The sequence below is a fragment of the Streptococcus sp. 10F2 genome (assembly GCF_054331515.2).
Map to the genome: position 1 here is coordinate 76,740 of NZ_JBTGGE020000003.1, position 17,928 is coordinate 94,667.

15 protein-coding genes and 1 pseudogene are annotated in these 17,928 nt (G+C 41.0%); 15 read left to right on the plus strand and 1 reads right to left on the minus strand.

All coding sequences use genetic code 11. The annotated features are described in order from the left end of the window. Window positions 1-88 precede the first annotated feature (88 nt). Window positions 89-568 carry a 23S rRNA (pseudouridine(1915)-N(3))-methyltransferase RlmH gene (gene rlmH / locus ACXM1Q_RS01595; RefSeq protein ID WP_458515547.1) on the minus strand — a complete coding sequence of 160 codons (480 nt, stop codon included), beginning with the start codon at window positions 566-568 and terminating at the stop codon, window positions 89-91. 105 nt (window positions 569-673) lie between these two features. Between rlmH and ACXM1Q_RS01600 the strand changes: the two genes are divergently transcribed. From ACXM1Q_RS01600 to ACXM1Q_RS01670, 15 genes and pseudogenes are all read left to right on the plus strand, one after another. Next, complete coding sequence (locus ACXM1Q_RS01600; protein WP_458515548.1) at window positions 674-1,840, plus strand: S1C family serine protease; 1,167 nt, start codon at window positions 674-676, stop codon at window positions 1,838-1,840. A 47-nt stretch (window positions 1,841-1,887) separates the two neighbouring features. Next, window positions 1,888-2,649: a ParB/RepB/Spo0J family partition protein gene (locus tag ACXM1Q_RS01605; protein ID WP_458515549.1), complete on the plus strand. Its 762-nt coding sequence runs from the start codon at window positions 1,888-1,890 to the stop codon at window positions 2,647-2,649. Between the two features lie 191 nt (window positions 2,650-2,840). Continuing rightward, entirely contained in the window at window positions 2,841-4,193 is a 1,353-nt protein-coding gene (gene dnaA / locus ACXM1Q_RS01610; RefSeq protein WP_458515550.1) for a chromosomal replication initiator protein DnaA, read from the plus strand. 161 nt (window positions 4,194-4,354) lie between these two features. Next, the gene (gene dnaN, locus ACXM1Q_RS01615) at window positions 4,355-5,488 is read left to right on the plus strand and encodes a DNA polymerase III subunit beta (protein ID WP_458515551.1); all 1,134 of its coding nucleotides are present in this window, start codon (window positions 4,355-4,357) and stop codon (window positions 5,486-5,488) included. An 8-nt stretch (window positions 5,489-5,496) separates the two neighbouring features. After that, window positions 5,497-5,691: a DUF951 domain-containing protein gene (locus ACXM1Q_RS01620; RefSeq protein ID WP_458515552.1), complete on the plus strand. Its 195-nt coding sequence runs from the start codon at window positions 5,497-5,499 to the stop codon at window positions 5,689-5,691. Window positions 5,692-5,809: 118 nt separating this feature from the next. Next, window positions 5,810-6,925 (plus strand): redox-regulated ATPase YchF, encoded by a 1,116-nt coding sequence (gene ychF, locus ACXM1Q_RS01625; RefSeq protein ID WP_458515553.1) that lies wholly within the window; start codon window positions 5,810-5,812, stop codon window positions 6,923-6,925. Between the two features lie 53 nt (window positions 6,926-6,978). Then, a complete protein-coding gene (gene pth, locus ACXM1Q_RS01630; RefSeq protein ID WP_458515554.1) occupies window positions 6,979-7,548 on the plus strand; it encodes an aminoacyl-tRNA hydrolase in 570 nt (189 codons plus the stop codon). Next, complete coding sequence (gene mfd, locus ACXM1Q_RS01635; RefSeq protein ID WP_458515561.1) at window positions 7,538-11,077, plus strand: transcription-repair coupling factor; 3,540 nt, start codon at window positions 7,538-7,540, stop codon at window positions 11,075-11,077. Before pth ends, mfd begins: the two co-directional genes overlap by 11 nt. 19 nt (window positions 11,078-11,096) lie before the next feature. Next, window positions 11,097-11,363: an RNA-binding S4 domain-containing protein gene (locus tag ACXM1Q_RS01640; RefSeq protein WP_135036783.1), complete on the plus strand. Its 267-nt coding sequence runs from the start codon at window positions 11,097-11,099 to the stop codon at window positions 11,361-11,363. Continuing rightward, on the plus strand, window positions 11,356-11,724 hold the full coding sequence (locus ACXM1Q_RS01645) for a septum formation initiator family protein (RefSeq protein WP_135036786.1): 369 nt from the start codon (window positions 11,356-11,358) through the stop codon (window positions 11,722-11,724). The genes ACXM1Q_RS01640 and ACXM1Q_RS01645 overlap by 8 nt, the downstream gene beginning before the upstream one ends. A gap of 163 nt (window positions 11,725-11,887) precedes the next feature. Beyond that, on the plus strand, window positions 11,888-13,129 hold the full coding sequence (locus ACXM1Q_RS01650) for a serine hydrolase (RefSeq protein WP_458515555.1): 1,242 nt from the start codon (window positions 11,888-11,890) through the stop codon (window positions 13,127-13,129). Next, a complete protein-coding gene (tilS, locus tag ACXM1Q_RS01655) occupies window positions 13,126-14,403 on the plus strand; it encodes a tRNA lysidine(34) synthetase TilS (RefSeq protein WP_458515556.1) in 1,278 nt (425 codons plus the stop codon). The genes ACXM1Q_RS01650 and tilS overlap by 4 nt, the downstream gene beginning before the upstream one ends. A 9-nt stretch (window positions 14,404-14,412) precedes the next feature. Continuing rightward, window positions 14,413-14,952 (plus strand): hypoxanthine phosphoribosyltransferase, encoded by a 540-nt coding sequence (gene hpt / locus ACXM1Q_RS01660; RefSeq protein ID WP_135036796.1) that lies wholly within the window; start codon window positions 14,413-14,415, stop codon window positions 14,950-14,952. Between the two features lie 23 nt (window positions 14,953-14,975). Beyond that, entirely contained in the window at window positions 14,976-16,970 is a 1,995-nt protein-coding gene (gene ftsH, locus ACXM1Q_RS01665) for an ATP-dependent zinc metalloprotease FtsH (RefSeq protein WP_458515557.1), read from the plus strand. 444 nt (window positions 16,971-17,414) lie between these two features. Next, window positions 17,415-17,928: pseudogene (locus ACXM1Q_RS01670) on the plus strand (reverse transcriptase domain-containing protein); the annotation flags it as partial.

Genomic DNA, 17,928 nt, shown 5'->3' on the forward strand with positions numbered 1-17,928 from the left:
ATACCAAATAAAGCCAAACCATGCAAGAAGCCTAAAATTTTTTATTTCTAAGGAAAGAGTCTATGACAGTGACTTTACCGTTGGACATTTATTTATGATAAGGACTCCCCTCCTGAATCATAAAAGAACGATAAACTTGCTCTACTAAGACCAATTTCATGAGTTGATGGGGCAGTGTCAAACGTCCAAAACTGATCAGTAGATTGGCCCGTTTTTTCAATTTTTCCGATAATCCTAAGCTCCCACCAATGACAAAAGTCAAAGTCGAATAGCCTTTAAGGGTCGCCTGGGCTAACTCCTTGCTAAATTCTTCGGAAGACTGTAAACGACCTTCAATCGCCAAAATAACCAAATAATCCCGGTCTTGAATTTTAGCCGCAATCCTTTGGCCTTCTTTTTCAATGATGTGTTCTTTCTCGCTTTGACTAGCCCGATCCGGAATGCGTTCATCAGGCAATTCAATCATCTCTACTTGTGTAAAACGCGATAAACGTTTTTGATATTCCTGAATTCCTTCTCGCAAATACTTTTCTTTCAGTTTTCCAACTGTGATAAACTTTACTTTCATATCCCCATTATACACAAAGTTATCCACAATTTGTGGATAACTTTTTTGTTTTAAGCTATAATTAAGTCTGATTTTATATAGTCAACTTGTGAATTGGAGGCCCACATGAAAAATAAATCATTAAAAACACCAGTGATTGCTGCTGGTATCCTCGGACTTAGTTTTTTAGGAGGCTATGCTGGCAATCAATTGTCTCAAAATCAATATTTGCTAAACAACCAAACGCAAGTCGTTCCACAAAAAACACAAAAACATGAAACCAGCACAACACTTGCCGTCAATAAGGTTCAAAATGCCGTTGTATCCGTCATTAATTATGCTGAAACAGATCAAAGTAGCAGTATTTTTAACCTTAGCCCAAATGATAATGGAGAAGATACTGCCGCTGGAGAAGGATCTGGCGTCATCTATAAAAAAGATGGCAAATATGCCTATCTAGTCACCAATACCCATGTTATTTCTGGATCTAGCCGCCTCGACATTCAATTTGCAGATGGTAGCAAGGTTGAGGGAGAAGTAGTCGGTTCAGATGTTTATTCTGATATCTCTGTTGTTCGTATCCCAGCTGATAAAGTCCAAGAAGTCGCAATTTTTGGCGATTCTAGTCAGCTAAGTATTGGAGAAACTGCCATCGCTATCGGTAGCCCACTGGGAACAGACTATGCCAACTCTGTCACCCAAGGTATTATCTCAAGCCTAGAGCGTACTGTAACTTCTCGCTCAGAAGATGGGCAAACCATCTCCACAAAGGCTCTCCAAACAGATGCTGCCATTAACCCTGGTAACTCAGGTGGCCCCCTCATCAATATTGACGGACAGATTATTGGAATCACCTCCAGTAAAATTGCCTCTAGCATTTCTGGTGTATCCGTTGAGGGAATGGGATTTGCGATTCCTTCAAATGAAGTCATCGCCATCGTTGAACAATTAGAACAAAACGGTTCTATCAGCCGACCTGCCCTTGGTATCAGCATGCTCAACCTGGCAAATCTTTCCACCAGTGACTGGAATCAACTCAAACTTCCTGAAGAGGTACAAGGTGGCGTCGTAGTACGTTCGACTCAAGCTGGTTTCCCTGTTGACGGTAAATTGAAACAATATGACGTCATCACTAAGATTGACGATACCGATATTGAGTCAACCAGCGATTTACAAAGTGCCCTTTACAGTAAGAATATCAACGATACCATTAGTATTGAATACTACCGTGATGGTAAATTAGAGAAAGTCGACGTCAAGCTCGATAAATCTACAAAAGATCTCAATCCATAAGCACCGCACCGCTTTACATTTTCGTAAAGCGGTGTTATACTTTACTAATGGATTACATCTCAGACATTAAGATTCAGGATATTCAGACCAATCCCTATCAACCCAGACGTCAATTTTCGGATCAAGCCTTGACAGAATTAAGTCAATCCATCGCTGTCAATGGCCTTATCCAACCTATTATTGTCCGTCAATCTCCGATTACTGGTTATGAATTACTGGCTGGAGAACGGCGCCTACGCGCCTGTAAAAAACTAGGCTGGACCACTATCCCAGCCCTGGTAAAAGAACTGTCCAATTCCCAAATGATGGAACAAGCCATCATTGAAAATCTCCAACGAGAAGATCTGAATCCCATCGAAGAAGCCCTAGCTTTCCAAAAGCTGGTAAATCACGGTTTAACCCATGAAGATATCGGACAACAATTAGGCAAATCCCGTCCCTATATTAGTAATAGCCTACGTCTCCTGAAATTAGCCCCTTCCCTCCAGGAAGCCCTTAGCCAGGGACAACTTAGTTCAGGCCACGCGCGTCTCTTGTTACCTTTGACAGCAGAAGAACAAATCTACCTGCTCCAAGAAATAAAAACCAAGGGCTGGTCGGTACGCCAGCTTGAAAAACAATTAAAAGATAAACACACGACTCCGAAATCCAGCAAGGCTGATCCCTTTCTCGCTGAAGCTGAACGCCAATTACAAGAAGCTCTTGGCACGCGCATCCAAATTCAACAAAAATCCAACAAGCAAGGTAGTATTACCATCTTCTATAAAGACCTTGATGAATACGAACGAATTATCCACAAGTTAAAATAGACTTGTGGGTTTTTCTTTTTTATTCTCAAAATTATTCACAGAGAAAAGCTGATTTAACAAAGGCAATAATCGAAATCCACAACCTGTGGATAACTATTTCTAAACATGTGGAAACTAATCCACAGGTTGTGGAAAACTTGAGTCTATGGTATAATCCTACTAATTGAGTTATACACAAGAAAGGAATCGCTATGGACAAAAATCAACAATTTTGGCAACGATTTTTAGAACTCTGTCAAAAAACACACGATGAAAATACCATGCGCTTCTTTGTTGATACAGCTAAGCTTGTTTCAATCCATAATGATGTCGTGACTATTTATCTCGATCTCCCTGCCAAACAGGATTTCTGGGAACTCCAAATTCAAGAAAATATCATTATTGTCGGATTTGAATTATTCCAGAAAGAGCTGCAAGTACACTATATCTTCGAACTCCCTAGCTCTATAGCCTACAAAGAGCAAGAAAACTATCAAACTCCAACTAATATTCGCCCTCAAACTCAAGCAGAAACTGGTCTATTGAAAAAATATCAGTTTGAAAATTTTGTATTGGGAGATGGCAATAAATTTGCCTTTGCAGCAGCTATGGCTGTTGCTGATGCACCTGGTAACACCTACAACCCTCTCTTTATACACGGTGGACCAGGATTGGGAAAAACGCATCTCATTAATGCCATTGGAAACCGTTACTTTGAGAATTATTCAACAAACCGCATACTCTATATCTCTGCAGAGAACTTTCTCAATTCTTTCATTGATAGTATTCGACTTGGAACGCAAGAAGAGTTTAAAGAGCGTTTTCGGAATCTTGATTTACTCATTATAGACGATATTCAGGCTCTTAATAAAGATAGTATGATAAGCACCCAAGAGGAATTGTTTAACACCTTTGAAGCCCTCTACAATAATGAAAAACAGATCGTCTTAACCAGTGATCGAAGACCTGAACAATTAAACGGAATCCATGAGAGACTAGTCACACGTTTTTTATGGGGAAATATCTCTGATATTACTCCTCCAGATTATGAAACACGTATTGCCATTCTTCAGTCTAAAACCCAAAATCTTCCCTATACCTTCCCGATTGAAACCTACGAATATTTAGCCAATCAATTCGACAGCAATGTACGAGAACTAGAGGGAGCTCTGAATGACATTCGTTTAGTCGCGGACGTCCAAGGTGCTGAGAAAATTACAGTCGAACTAGCAGCACAAGCGATTCGTTCCCGCAAGGAGGATGTTCGTCGTATAACTGTTATTCCAATTGAAAGTATCCAAGAAGAAGTCGGAAAATTCTATGGAATCAGTATCAAGGAGATGAAGGGAACTTCTCGAAAACAACACATTGTCTTAGCTCGCTCAGTTGCCATGTACCTCAGTCGAGAACTAACCGACAATTCTCAACCTAAAATTGGAAAAGCTTTCGGAGGTAAGGACCACACAACTGTCATCCATGCTCACCGAAAAATTAAGAAACAAATCAAAGATGATCAAAGTCTGTTTTTAGAAATTGAAGAAATCAAGAAAAACCTCAAAAAATGACCTGTGGATAACTCCTAAACTTTTCCCACAGTTATTCACAGGTTGTGCACAACTTTAATGACTGAATCTGCCTAGCATTCAGCTAGTTTTCCACAACTTCCACAAGACCTACTACTAATACTTAACTATTTATAACTAAAATAATAAATAAAGGAGAACCCATGTTTCAATTTTCAGTTAATAAAAATTTCTTCCTCCATGCCTTAAATACCGTTAAACGAGCAATTAGTACCAAAAATGCAATTCCAATTCTCTCAACTTTAAAAATGGAAGTTGAACCTGAAGGAATTACTTTAACTGGCTCCAATGGTCAAATTTCAATTGAAAATTTTATTCCTATCGATCAAGAAGATGCTGGACTAGTCATTGATGCTCCAGGTAGTCTCCTTTTAGAAGCGAATTTTTTCATTAATGTTGTATCCAGCCTTCCCTCTGTTGAATTAGACTTAAAAGAAATTGAACATCAGCAATTAGTTTTAAAAAGTGGGAAATCTGAAATCACCCTAAAAGGAAAAGACAGTAATCAATATCCTCGCATTCAAGAAGTCTCTGCGAAAAATCCTCTTTTGTTAGAAACTAAGGTTTTAAAAGAGTTGATTTCTGAAACAGCTTTTGCAGCAAGTAGTCAAGAAAGTCGTCCAATTTTAACAGGGGTTCATTTTGTCCTCAATGATCAAAAAGAATTGAAGACAGTTGCAACAGACTCTCATCGTCTCAGTCAAAAATTGATTCAACTAGACAATGCGGGTGATCATTTTGACGTAGTCATCCCTAGTCGCTCTTTGAAAGAATTTACAGCGGTCTTTGATGATAGTATTGAAACTGTTGAAGTTTATTTTGCTCACAACCAGATGCTCTTTAAGAGTGAGTATATTTCTTTCTACACACGTCTACTTGAAGGGAACTACCCAGATACTGATCGATTGATTCCAAAAGATTTCAATAGTCAAATCACCTTTAATGTCGCCCACTTACGTCAAGCCATGGAACGGGCACGTCTCCTTTCCAACGCTACTCAGAATGGTACTGTAAAAGTGGAGATTAAAGATCAAATGGTACGTTCTTATGTTCATTCACCTGAGGTAGGCCAAGTGGATGAGGAGCTTGAAACTGTGAAGCTAGTTGGAGACGACTTGAGTATTAGTTTTAACCCTAACTATCTGATTGAGGCCTTAAAAGCCATTAAGGCTGAAGAAGTTGAATTGAGCTTTATTTCTCCTATTCGACCTTTTACTTTAAAAGGAATCGAAGATGATCATCTCATTCAATTAATAACTCCAGTTCGTACAAATTAGGAGGTCAAATGTATCAAGTTGGAACTAGGGTCGAAATGAAAAAACCTCATGCGTGCTTGGTAAAAGAAACTGGAAAAAAAGCGAATGATTGGGAAGTTTTACGACTAGGTGCAGATATTAAACTCCGCTGTCATAATTGCCAGCACTTAATCATGATGAGTCGGTATGACTTTGAACGAAAAATGAAAAAGATCTTAAAATAAGTAAACCGAGTGGGGGTGTGATGAGAAAATCGCTTTCTAAAGCAGGAAAGTTGGCATCACACTCCCCATTTTGGTCTGATATGATATAATGGATTGAATTGAAAAGAGGAGAGTAAACATGGCTTTAACAGCAGGAATTGTGGGATTACCAAATGTTGGAAAATCCACCTTATTTAATGCAATTACAAAAGCGGGAGCAGAGGCTGCAAACTATCCCTTTGCGACGATTGATCCCAATGTTGGTCGAGTAGAAGTACCAGATGAACGGTTGACCAAATTGACTGAATTTATTAAGCCTCAGAAGACAGTCCCAACAACCTTTGAATTTACGGATATCGCAGGTATCGTAAAAGGAGCTTCTAAAGGGGAAGGGCTTGGGAACAAGTTCTTGGCTAATATTCGTGAAGTAGATGCCATTGTTCATGTCGTTCGGGCTTTTGATGATGAAAATGTTATGCGTGAGCAAGGACGTGAATCTGACTTTGTCGATCCGATGGCAGATATTGAAACAATTAATTTGGAATTGATTTTGGCCGATTTGGAAAGTATTAACAAACGCTATGCGCGTGTTGAAAAAATGGCTCGAACACAGAAAGATAAGGACTCTGTCGCTGAATTTTCTGTGTTAGAAAAAATCAAACCAGTTCTTGAAGATGGCAAATCAGCTCGTACAATTGATTTTAGTCCAGAAGAAGAAGCCGTAGTTAAAGGGCTTTTCCTCTTGACTACAAAACCAGTTCTCTATGTGGCCAATGTCGGGGAAGAGGAAGTGGCGGATCCAGACGCTATTGAGTATGTGCAACAAATCCGTGAATTTGCTGCAACTGAAAATGCTGAGGTAGTGGTTATCTCAGCTCGGGCCGAAGAAGAAATCTCAGAGTTAGATGATGAGGATAAGGCTGAATTTCTGGAAGCAATAGGCTTAACAGAATCCGGTGTCGATAAATTAACGCGTGCGGCCTACCATCTCCTAGGCTTGGGAACTTATTTCACCGCAGGTGAAAAGGAAGTTCGTGCATGGACATTTAAACGGGGGATGAAGGCTCCACAAGCGGCAGGGATTATCCATTCAGACTTTGAAAAAGGATTTATTCGTGCTGTAACAATGTCTTACGATGATTTAATGACTTATGGTAGCGAGAAAGCTGTAAAAGAAGCTGGACGTCTCCGTGAAGAAGGAAAAGAGTACATTGTTCAAGACGGAGATATCATGGAGTTCCGTTTCAACGTTTAAGAATAAAAATGAGGTTGGTACCTTTTCCAGCCTCTTTTCGTATTGGAGGAAACATGACTAAACTTGTTGTTGGCTTGGGAAATCCAGGCTCTAAATATCAAAATACCCGCCATAATATTGGTTTTCAATATGTCGATAAAATCGCTCAAAGAGAGGGTGTCACTTTTAAAGAAGACCGTATTTTCCAAGCAGAAGTAGCTTCCTTTTTTTACAAAGGGGAGAAAATTTATTTAGTAAAACCTACGACTTTTATGAATAAAAGTGGACTGGCTGTCGAAGCTCTGTTGGCTTATTATGGTTTAAATGCTGAGGATTTACTGGTTATTTATGATGACCTAGACATGGCAGTTGGAAAAGTACGTTTGCGTGCGAAGGGGTCTGCTGGAGGACATAACGGTATCAAGAGTATCATTCACTTATTAGGACACTCTGATTTTCTACGTTTTAAAATTGGGATTGGTCGACCAGAGCCAAAGCAGTCTGTACCGAATTATGTATTGGGGAACTTTACTCCAGATGACCAAGTGCACATTACAGAAGCTCTAGAACGCGTTACAGAAGCTTTGTATGATTATCTTGATACAAGAGACCTAGAAGCAACAATGAGGCGTTATAATGGCTAAAACAGACCTCATTTCGCTTTTTGAGAACAATAAGCAAATCAAGGATTGGCAAGAAGGATTTGAGAAAGATTCTCGACAACTGATTTTAGGATTGTCTGCTAGTAGCAAAGCCCTCGCTATAGCGAGTCTTTTACGGCGGAAAAAAACAACAATAGTGGTCGTTGTAGCTAGTATGGTTGAGGCTGAGCGATTAGAGAGTGATCTCATTTCCTTGGTGGGACCAGAAAAAGTCCACCCGTTTCTAGCAGAGGATGTGGCAGCAGTAGAGTTGGCCTTTGCCTCTAAGGAGAAGGGCTATACGCGGGCTCAAAGTCTACAATTTCTTCAAAGTAATCAAGAAGGAATTCTGATTGCCAACCTGGCTGCTCTTGGCCTGCGTTTGCCTAAGCCAGAGAATTATGCCTCCTATAAGATGACTTTGGAACTAGGGAAAGCCTATCCCTTTGATCAGCTTTTACAAGCCATAACTGAAATGGGGTATAAAAAAGTTGGTCAGGTTTCCCAAGCGGGAGAATACAGTCAACGTGGTGATATTCTCGATATTTATCCCTTAAGCGAGGAGTTTCCCTATCGCTTAGAGTTTTTTGGCGATGAATTGGATAATATCAGAACCTTTAGCCCCGACCATCAACGATCCCAAGAGCAAGTGGAAAGTTTGGAGTTAAGACCGGTAGTCGATCAACTAATCAGTCAGGCAGATTATCAGAGGGCAGAGGAAGCCTTACTGGAACTGATGGAATCCCCCTCAAATCCAACCCTTCTCTCCTATCTTCAGGAACTTCTTGCAGCGATTCGTAGTTATTCCTATCATGAAGCCTATCCGAGCTTTCTTCAGTATTTTTATGCTGCGGAATGGAGTCTATTCGACTACCTCCCTCAGCAAACATTGGTCATTTTTGATGAGTTTCAACGATTGACAGACAAAAAAGCTCAACAAGAATTAGAGGTTGCTCAGTTCTTGACAGACCAATTACAAGTTGACAAAGCAGTGTCAACACAAAAATATTATATAGATAGCTATTCAAAATGGCGACTTTATAAGCCGGCAACTTTCTTTTCCTATATTCAGAGAGGGTTTGGAAACCTAAAATTAAGCAATCTCTATCAATTCCAAGAATTTCCAATACAGGATTATTTTAATCAATTACCTTTGATCAAGGATGAGTTGGTTCGATTTCAAAAAGCAGGATATACCATTCTACTTGACATCAACTCGAAAGAAAAATTACAAACTTTACAATCTTCTTTACAGGAATACGAGTTGACAATTGAAGTTTCAAAATCCGATGAAATCAAGCTTAATGAGATTCAACTGTGTCAACTAGGACTCGGCCAAGGATTTCAACTCCAAGATCAAAAAATTTTGGTGATCACGGAGAAGGAGCTCTTTCATAAAAAGAATAGACGTCGGGTTCGTCGGCAAACAATTTCCAATGCGGAACGACTCAAAAATTATCAAGAATTGGAAAAAGGTGACTATGTAGTCCATGCAATTCATGGTATTGGTCAGTACTTGGGGATTGAAACCCTAGAAGTCTCTGGAAGTCACCGAGACTATGTGACGGTTCGCTACGAGAATGGCGATCGGATTTCTCTGCCTGTTGACCAATTGGACCTTTTGTCCAAATATGTGGCCAGCGATGGGAAAACTCCAAAACTTAATAAATTAAATGATGGTCGTTTCCAGAAAACTAAACGGAAAGTTGAAAAGCAAGTAGAGGATATTGCGGATGACTTGTTGAAGCTCTATGCAGCGCGTGCTCAACTCAAGGGATTTGCCTTTTCTCCGGATGGTCCTGATCAGGAAGAATTTGATAATGATTTCCCTCATGTAGAGACTGAGGATCAGCTCAAGAGTATCCAGGAAATCAAGGAAGATATGGAAAAAGATAAACCGATGGACCGTCTCCTTGTTGGAGATGTCGGTTTTGGAAAAACCGAAGTAGCCATGCGAGCAGCCTTTAAAGCCGTACAAGATCACAAGCAGGTAGCGGTATTGGTTCCGACGACTGTCCTAGCCCAACAGCACCTGGTGAACTTCCAAGAACGATTTGCAGAGTTTGCTGTCGAAGTCGATGGTCTTAGTCGTTTTAAAAGTAAGAAAGAGCAGGCTACTACACTTGAAAAACTAGCCAAGGGACAGGTAGATATCATTATTGGAACCCATCGGCTTTTATCAGAGGATGTCACTTTTTCTGATTTAGGTTTGATCATTATTGATGAAGAACAGCGGTTTGGCGTTAAGCATAAGGAGAAGTTAAAGGCGTTGAAAACCAAAGTCGATGTCTTAACACTAACAGCGACTCCGATTCCTCGAACTCTCCATATGTCGATGTTAGGAATTCGTGACCTATCTGTTATCGAGACACCGCCAACCAATCGCTATCCTGTTCAAACTTTTGTAATGGAAACAAATCCTCAAGTAATTCGCGATGCTGTACTGAGAGAGATTGAGCGAGGTGGACAAGCTTACTATCTCTATAATCGTGTAGAGACCATCGAATTGAAGGTGGCTGAGCTGCAGGAACTAATTCCAGAGGCTTCTATTGGCTATGTTCATGGACAAATGTCAGAAGTTCGTCTTGAAAATACTCTCTTGGACTTTATTAATGGCGTCTACGATGTGTTAGTGACGACAACGATTATTGAAACGGGTGTTGATATTCCTAATGCCAATACTCTTTTTATCGAGAATGCAGATTACATGGGGTTGTCAACTCTTTATCAATTGAGAGGGCGTGTGGGACGGAGTAACCGTATTGCTTATTCTTACCTGTTTTACCGACCAGATAAGAGCCTAACCGAGGTGTCTGAGAAACGATTGGATGCAATCAAAGGATTTACAGAGCTGGGAAGTGGATTTAAAATTGCCATGCGGGATTTATCTATCCGAGGAGCAGGTAACCTACTGGGAAGTTCTCAAAGTGGTTTTATCGATTCGGTTGGATTTGAATTGTATTCCCAGTTGTTAGAAGAAGCCATTGCTAAAAAGCAAGGCAAGGTTCAAACCAAACAGGGGACCAATGCAGAAATTTCTCTGGGAATTGACGCTTACTTGCCATCAGATTATATTCAGGATGAACGGCAAAAAATTGAAATTTACAAACGAATTCGTCATATTGATGGGCAGGAAGCTTATCAAGAATTACAAGAAGAATTGATCGACCGGTTTGGGGAATATCCTGATTCAGTAGCCTATCTACTTGAGATTGGTCTTCTAAAATCCTATGCAGATAAGGTGTTTGTAGAAAATATTCTAGTTAGAAATGGAGCCATCTACCTTCGTTTTGCTCCTAAGGCAAGTCGTTATTTCCTAGCTCAAGATTATTTCCAAGCCTTATCACAGACCAATTTGAAGGCACAATTAAGTGATGTTCAAGGAAAGATGGAAGTGATTTTCAACCTTAGAAACGAAAAAGACTATGAAATTCTAGAAGCCTTAATCCAATTGACCAGCTTTTTAGCCCAAAATTTGGACCAGAAACTGGCGGAACAAGATCAGAATTCCAGTCAAAACGTGTTACAATAGAAAAAAAGGAGAATCAGTTATGCGATTAGACAAATATCTGAAAGTATCTCGCTTAATTAAGCGACGTCCAGTTGCCAAGGAAGTCGCGGACAAAGGAAGAATTAAGGTGAATGGTATCCTTGCAAAATCATCAACGGATTTAAAAATTGATGATGTCGTTGAAATCCGATTCGGAAACAAACTGGTCCGAGTGCGTGTATTAGAAATGCTTGATAGTACCAAAAAAGAAGATGCTTCTAAAATGTATGAATTATTGGAAGAAGTAAGGATCGAGGAAGATGCCTAAAAACGTACTTCAAATGAAGAATGCCTATATTGATGAAGGAACGTCCCAACGGCGCCAGCAGTATGATCGTCGTCGCCAACGGAATCGCTTTATAGGCTGGGTCCTTATCTTAGTCGTATTGCTTTTTATTCTGCCTATTTTTAATTTAGTTAGAAGTCGAGAGCTTTTAGAACAGCGGCAAAGACAGTACCGAGAAATGACCCAACAATACCAACAATTAGAAAAGGAAGAGGAGAGATTATCAACGCTAGCGAGAAAGTTAGAAGATGATGACTATGCTAGCAAGTATATGCGTGCCCGTTATTATTACTCTAAAGACGGAGAAACCATTTACACGATTCCAGATCTCCTACCTAAATAAATGGAAAAATCAGAACTCATGAAAAAGGTTGCTCTTTTCCTCCAGTTTTCAGAAGAAAAACTGATCGAACTAGAGGAAAAGAACAAATCCTTCTATTTAAATGAATATGTGGAAGACAAGTAGACAGAAGTGGTTCATTCTGCCAGTTCTTTGCTGGTTTGCGATGTGGCCCTTCTTAGAACTAGATCCGGCAGAAAACCTAAACGTGAGTCCAAGAGAGAAAGCACTGCTAACCCAAGTGTCTTTCGGTCTTTTTTATCAGGAAATTCCGAGGAAGCCACTAGCGACTCAGGACTTGGTTACCTTTAAAGATCAAGACTTAAAGCAAGTAGATAAACAAATTCCTTTAAATCAAGCTTTGGAAATCCAAAGCTTGATTTACCATGAGGATGGCAGGCCGCTTTTTAAACTGAGGGATGGAGGCTACCTCCTAGCGAGTCGAAGTTTGGTATATGACCATCACTTGCTCAGGAAAGAAACCTTTGATTCGCAGTTTTGGCTTGAACCTGGTGCTCAGTTTTACAAAGAGGCTCCCTCTGCTCGGACCAAGCCAATACAAGTTTCTTACAAACCCTATCAACAGGTGAGGATTGTAGGAAAACTAAGTTATCCTCGAAGTCAATTTGGACTGACGGATAAAGGAGAGTATGTAGCTTGGTCGTCCTTATCGCAAGAAGATAATCGAATTCAGCGCGTGCAGGAGATTTTAGAGCAGAAGTACAAAGAAGATGGAGTCGGAGTCTATGTTAAACAATTAACCACGAATCAGGTTGCAGGTGTGAAGGCAGATCTGCCCATGTACTCGGCGAGTATTACAAAACTTCCCTACCTTTACTATGTTCAGCAGCAAGTCCTAGATGGGAACTTAAAATGGACAGATACCTATGCCTACACCAAGGAAACGGAAGATTATGATGGGGCTTATGATCCAGCTGGTACTGGAAGTATTCCTAAAGAACCAACTGGTCAAAAATACAGTCTGAAGGAGTTGGAGGAAAAGGCTGCTAAAGAATCAGATAACGTAGCTCACAATATGCTGGGGTACTATGGAACGGACTCTTCGAATGCGACCTTCCATCAGGTAATTCGAAAGATTGTCGGCCAGACTTGGGATGTTGTTGATCGCGAAGTAACTCCAGAGATGGCAGGATTGCTGATGGAAGCTATCTACCTTCAAAAAGGGGAACTTTTGGAGATGCTCAAGCAAACGCAGTTTGATGATCAACGAATTCCCAAGGAACTACCGGTTCCAGTTGCCCATAAAATTGGGGATGCGGATGCATTTCACCATGATGCGGCTATTGTTTTTACCAAGTCGCCTTATGTTCTCGTTGTTTTTACGGAGAATAAGGACAACGACCTCATCTCTCACATTTCCAAGGATATCTACGAGGTACTGAAATGACACTTGAAGCAAGCCTACTTCAGCATATAGTGGATCGGCAGTTTTTTCGAGACCATACCAAAGTTTTATTGGCTCTTTCTGGAGGTAAAGATTCCTTATATCTGTTGAGTTTTCTTTATCGCTACCAAGAGGTATTAGGAATCTGTCTAGGCTTGGCCCATGTTAACTATGGCCAGCGACTTGAAGCCGTTTGGGAAGAGGAGTCCCTCAAGCGGCTTGCTGAGGACTTGTCTCTTCCCTTTTATAGACGCTCTTTTAAAGGCGATTTCACAGAGGTTACTGCGCGTGACTTTCGGTATGATTTTTTCAAAACCCTGATGGTAGAGGAATCCTACACGGCTTTGGTCACAGCTCATCACCGTGATGACCAGGTTGAAACGATTTTGATGCGGATTATTCGAGGCAACCATTTGGAAAGTTTACAAGGGATTAGCGAGTGCCAGGACTTTGGTCCTGGGCAATTACTTCGCCCTCTGCTTCCTTTTGCTAAGGATGAACTACCCCAGAACGTTTATTTTGATGATAGTTCTAATACTTCGCCGACTTATTTTCGCAATCGCATTCGCCACCAGCTTCTGCCCCTATTGCAGGAGGAGAATCCCAAGATTGCTCAAGGTCTTTTACGCCTGTCCCAACAGGTGGAAGAAGCCTATAGTCTCTTGAACAGCTTGACCACCCCTTTGGATCCGGATCATTTGGAAAAATGGCAAGAGGAACCGAAATCTTTGCAAATGTACCTATTAGACCAATACTTAAAAAACTATCCCCAACTCCAGAGGGGACCGAAAAGTCTAGAATTTCTGGCGCATCTGTTAAGGAAGGACGGGAGTCATCGTACTTATCTTGGTCACGGTTATTGGCTAGATAAACGTTATAATCGCTTTGAAATAACGACCTCTCCCCAGTCCCCTAAAGAGGTAAATCCTTTTTGGTTAGAATTCGGTCAGGTGACTGACTTTGGTTCTTTTCATTTTTCCTTTGGAAAAAAACCAAGAGGCCCGATTTTGCTGGAAATTCTTGTGGAGGCGGCACCGGTTCTCTTACGACGGCGTCAGGAAGGGGATGTCTTTGAATGGAATGGCCATCAACGCAAATTAAGGCGTTGGTTTATTAATGAAAAAGTACCACTTCAGGAGCGGGAACACGCTGTCATTGTAGAGCAGAATGAAAAGATTCAGGGAATTCTCAATACTCATGGTCCATGTTTGAGTATCCAGAATGAACATGGTATAATGAAGGCTAGAATTTATGTCCAAAAGATAGGAAAAGAATAGGAAATATATATGTTAGATCAGGATATCAAGAAGGTTCTTATCTCTCATGAAGAGATTGTTGTTGCTGCTGAGAAATTAGGGCAAAACTTAGCAGCTGAGTATAAAGATAAAAATCCAATTTTCATTGGAATTTTAAAAGGCTCTATTCCATTTATGGCGGAGTTGATCAATCACGTGGATGCTCACTTGGAGACAGATTATATGGCTGTTTCTAGTTACCAAGGTGGGAAAGCGAGTACGGGTGAATTGACGATTGTCAAAGATCTAACAGCTGACATTGAAAATAGACACATTGTCATCATTGAAGATATTATTGATTCTGGTTTGACTCTCGATATTTTGAAGCGGATGTTTTTGGAGCGCAACCCAGCTTCCCTTAAAATTGTGACTCTTTTGGATAAGCCAGAAGGACGTAAGGTTGAAATTGATGCGGACTATTCTTGCTTTACTATTCCAAATGAATTTGTTGTTGGATTTGGACTAGATTATCAAGAAAATTACCGTAATCTTCCTTATATTGGAGTTTTAAAAGAGGAAGTTTATAAATAAAATATAAAAGGAAACATAGGTACATGAAGAAACAAAAAAACCGATTCGTCGGTCGTAATCCCTTGGCGTATCTTCTCGTGATTGTAGCCGTGATTACTGGTTTCCAGATGCTGTTTGGATCCAACTCCACTAGTCAAACTCAGCAACTTACTTTTACTGAGTTGACCAAGCAATTGGAAAAGGGAAACGTCAAGGATATCAGTTACCAACCAAATGGTAGTGTAATTGAGATTCAAGGGACTTATAAAGAAGCACAAAAAGTAGAAAATGATTTAGGGATTCAATTTTTTGATGCCACTTCTACCAAGGCTGAAAATTTCACTAGTATCATTTTGCCAGCAGAATCCAACATTGCTAAAATTCAAGAGCTAGCTCAGGAAAATGGCGCTGACCTTAGCATCAAGCGAGAAAGTTCAAGTGGTGCTTGGATTCAGTTCATGATTAGCATTGTTCCATTTGTTATCGTTCTTTTCTTCTTTATGACGATGATGAACCAAAATGGTGGTGGAGCGCGTGGTGCCATGAATTTTGGTCGCAACCGTGCGAAAGCGACTACCAAAGAAGAAATTAAAGTTCGTTTTGCAGATGTTGCTGGAGCGGAAGAAGAAAAACAAGAATTGGTTGAAGTTGTTGAGTTTCTTAAAGATCCAAAACGCTTTACCAATCTAGGTGCTCGAATTCCGGCTGGTGTCTTGTTAGAGGGCCCTCCAGGAACCGGTAAAACATTATTGGCCAAAGCTGTAGCTGGTGAAGCTGGCGTTCCGTTTTTCAGTATCTCTGGTTCTGATTTTGTGGAAATGTTTGTCGGAGTTGGTGCAAGTCGCGTTCGTTCACTTTTTGAAGATGCTAAAAAAGCTGCACCAGCTATCATCTTTATTGATGAGATTGATGCTGTTGGACGCCGCCGTGGTGTTGGTATGGGAGGCGGAAATGATGAACGGGAACAAACGCTCAACCAACTCTTGATTGAAATGGATGGTTTTGCAGGAAACGAAGGCATTATTGTGATTGCTGCAACCAACCGGAGTGACGTGTTAGATCCAGCCCTTCTTCGTCCAGGTCGCTTTGATCGTAAGATTTTGGTAGGTCGTCCAGATGTCAAAGGGCGTGAGGCTATTCTCCGTGTTCATGCCAAGAACAAACCATTGGCAAAAGATGTTGATCTGAAATTAGTGGCACAACAGACCCCAGGTTTTGTTGGTGCTGATTTGGAAAATGTTTTGAACGAGGCTGCCTTGGTTGCTGCCCGTCGTAACAAGAAAGAAATCGATGCATCTGATATTGATGAAGCGGAAGATCGTGTGATTGCGGGGCCTTCGAAGAAGGACAAGGAAGTTTCAAAACGGGAACGCGAAATTGTTGCCTATCACGAAGCTGGTCACACTATCGTTGGACTGGTCTTGTCGAATGCACGTGTGGTTCACAAGGTTACGATTGTTCCACGAGGCCGTGCTGGTGGTTATATGATTGCTCTTCCTAAAGAGGATCAGTCTCTTCTATCTAAGGATGATATGAAGGAACAATTAGCTGGTCTGATGGGTGGTCGTGTGGCCGAAGAACTCATCTTTGGTATTCAGACTACCGGAGCCTCTAATGACTTTGAACAAGCAACACAGATGGCTCGAAGCATGGTGACTGAGTACGGTATGAGTGACTTACTTGGACCTGTACAATATGAAGGTAATCACGCTATGTTGACAGGACAGGTGAGTCCTGAAAAATCTATGTCAGAACAAACCGCTCGTGAGATTGACCAAGAAGTTCGCAAGCTTCTAGTTGAAGCTCATGAAGCAGCCCGTAAGGTTATTGAAGAGAACCGTGATAAGCATGCTTTGATTGCCCAAGCCCTCCTAGAACATGAAACCTTGGATAGCCAAGAAATCAAATCGCTTTACGAAACAGGTCAGATGCCTACAAGTAAAGAGGAAGAGGAGACAGATGTGCATCCCCTCTCTTTTGATGAAGTTGTTTCCAAGATGGAAACGGAAAAACAGTCTCATTCAGACACTGAATCCTAATGGAGCATCTTGGGTAACGGTATAGAGTACGTCGAATTTACTATTTAATAGGTAAAAGAGTTTATTTCCTAGTTAATGGAATAAACTCTTTTTTCTAGTACGACGGGCATGTCGTACATCTGAGGTGTAAGTCCTCTGTGGGCACCTGCTACCGGTGAACCCAATAGCGACTCCCAAGCCTGACTATCGTGAGGTAGCGGGGAGAGGAAGGGATAGCGAAATCGTGGCTCTACGAACAGAAACGTGATATTAAGGCGTATATAGGGGATAAGGAGGCTAGAAACTCTAAAGTCCAAGAAGGTAGTCGTAACCTATATGCGTAAATCATGAGAGTAAACGAGGAAAGATGTAGGACTTATCCCGTGAGGTCTTGTCGAGGTAAAAGCCTAGTAACAACGAACGACAAGAAGTCAGCCGAACCCATAGTAGTGAAGAAGCTTCTGTAATGGAGGTGTTCGTCAGCTAGGCATTCCAAGCATGATGGACAGGATAATTCAACAGGCCATTGTACAGGTTTTAAATCCAATCTTTGAAACTCAATTTTCGGAATATAGTCATGGCTTCCGTCCCAATCGCTCTTGTGAGACAGCCATAGTCAAGTTACTGGAATATCTGAATGATGGTTATGAATGGATTGTAGATATTGACTTAGAGAAATTCTTCGATACAGTTCCACAAGATAGACTCATGTCATTGATACATCGTGTCATCGAGGACGGAGATACCGAGTCACTCATCCGAAAGTACCTTCATTCAGGTGTTGTGATAAATGGTCAGCGCCAGAAAACCTTAGTAGGAACACCTCAAGGAGGAAACCTATCTCCTCTCTTGTCTAATATCATGCTCAATGAACTAGACAAGGAATTGGAAAAACGGGGTCTGCGTTTCGTACGTTATGCGGATGATTGCGTTATCACAGTCGGAAGTGAAGCTGCGGCCAAAAGGGTCATGCACTCAG

Bases quoted from the DNA above. Each gene is read 5' to 3' on its own strand.
- rlmH (WP_458515547.1), bottom strand. From the start codon at position 568: ATGAAAGTAAAGTTTATCACAGTTGGAAAACTGAAAGAAAAGTATTTG.
- ACXM1Q_RS01600 (WP_458515548.1), top strand. From the start codon at position 674: ATGAAAAATAAATCATTAAAAACACCAGTGATTGCTGCTGGTATCCTC.
- ACXM1Q_RS01605 (WP_458515549.1), top strand. From the start codon at position 1,888: ATGGATTACATCTCAGACATTAAGATTCAGGATATTCAGACCAATCCC.
- dnaA (WP_458515550.1), top strand. From the start codon at position 2,841: ATGGACAAAAATCAACAATTTTGGCAACGATTTTTAGAACTCTGTCAA.
- dnaN (WP_458515551.1), top strand. From the start codon at position 4,355: ATGTTTCAATTTTCAGTTAATAAAAATTTCTTCCTCCATGCCTTAAAT.
- ACXM1Q_RS01620 (WP_458515552.1), top strand. From the start codon at position 5,497: ATGTATCAAGTTGGAACTAGGGTCGAAATGAAAAAACCTCATGCGTGC.
- ychF (WP_458515553.1), top strand. From the start codon at position 5,810: ATGGCTTTAACAGCAGGAATTGTGGGATTACCAAATGTTGGAAAATCC.
- pth (WP_458515554.1), top strand. From the start codon at position 6,979: ATGACTAAACTTGTTGTTGGCTTGGGAAATCCAGGCTCTAAATATCAA.
- ACXM1Q_RS01640 (WP_135036783.1), top strand. From the start codon at position 11,097: ATGCGATTAGACAAATATCTGAAAGTATCTCGCTTAATTAAGCGACGT.
- ACXM1Q_RS01645 (WP_135036786.1), top strand. From the start codon at position 11,356: ATGCCTAAAAACGTACTTCAAATGAAGAATGCCTATATTGATGAAGGA.
- ACXM1Q_RS01650 (WP_458515555.1), top strand. From the start codon at position 11,888: ATGTGGCCCTTCTTAGAACTAGATCCGGCAGAAAACCTAAACGTGAGT.
- tilS (WP_458515556.1), top strand. From the start codon at position 13,126: ATGACACTTGAAGCAAGCCTACTTCAGCATATAGTGGATCGGCAGTTT.
- hpt (WP_135036796.1), top strand. From the start codon at position 14,413: ATGTTAGATCAGGATATCAAGAAGGTTCTTATCTCTCATGAAGAGATT.
- ftsH (WP_458515557.1), top strand. From the start codon at position 14,976: ATGAAGAAACAAAAAAACCGATTCGTCGGTCGTAATCCCTTGGCGTAT.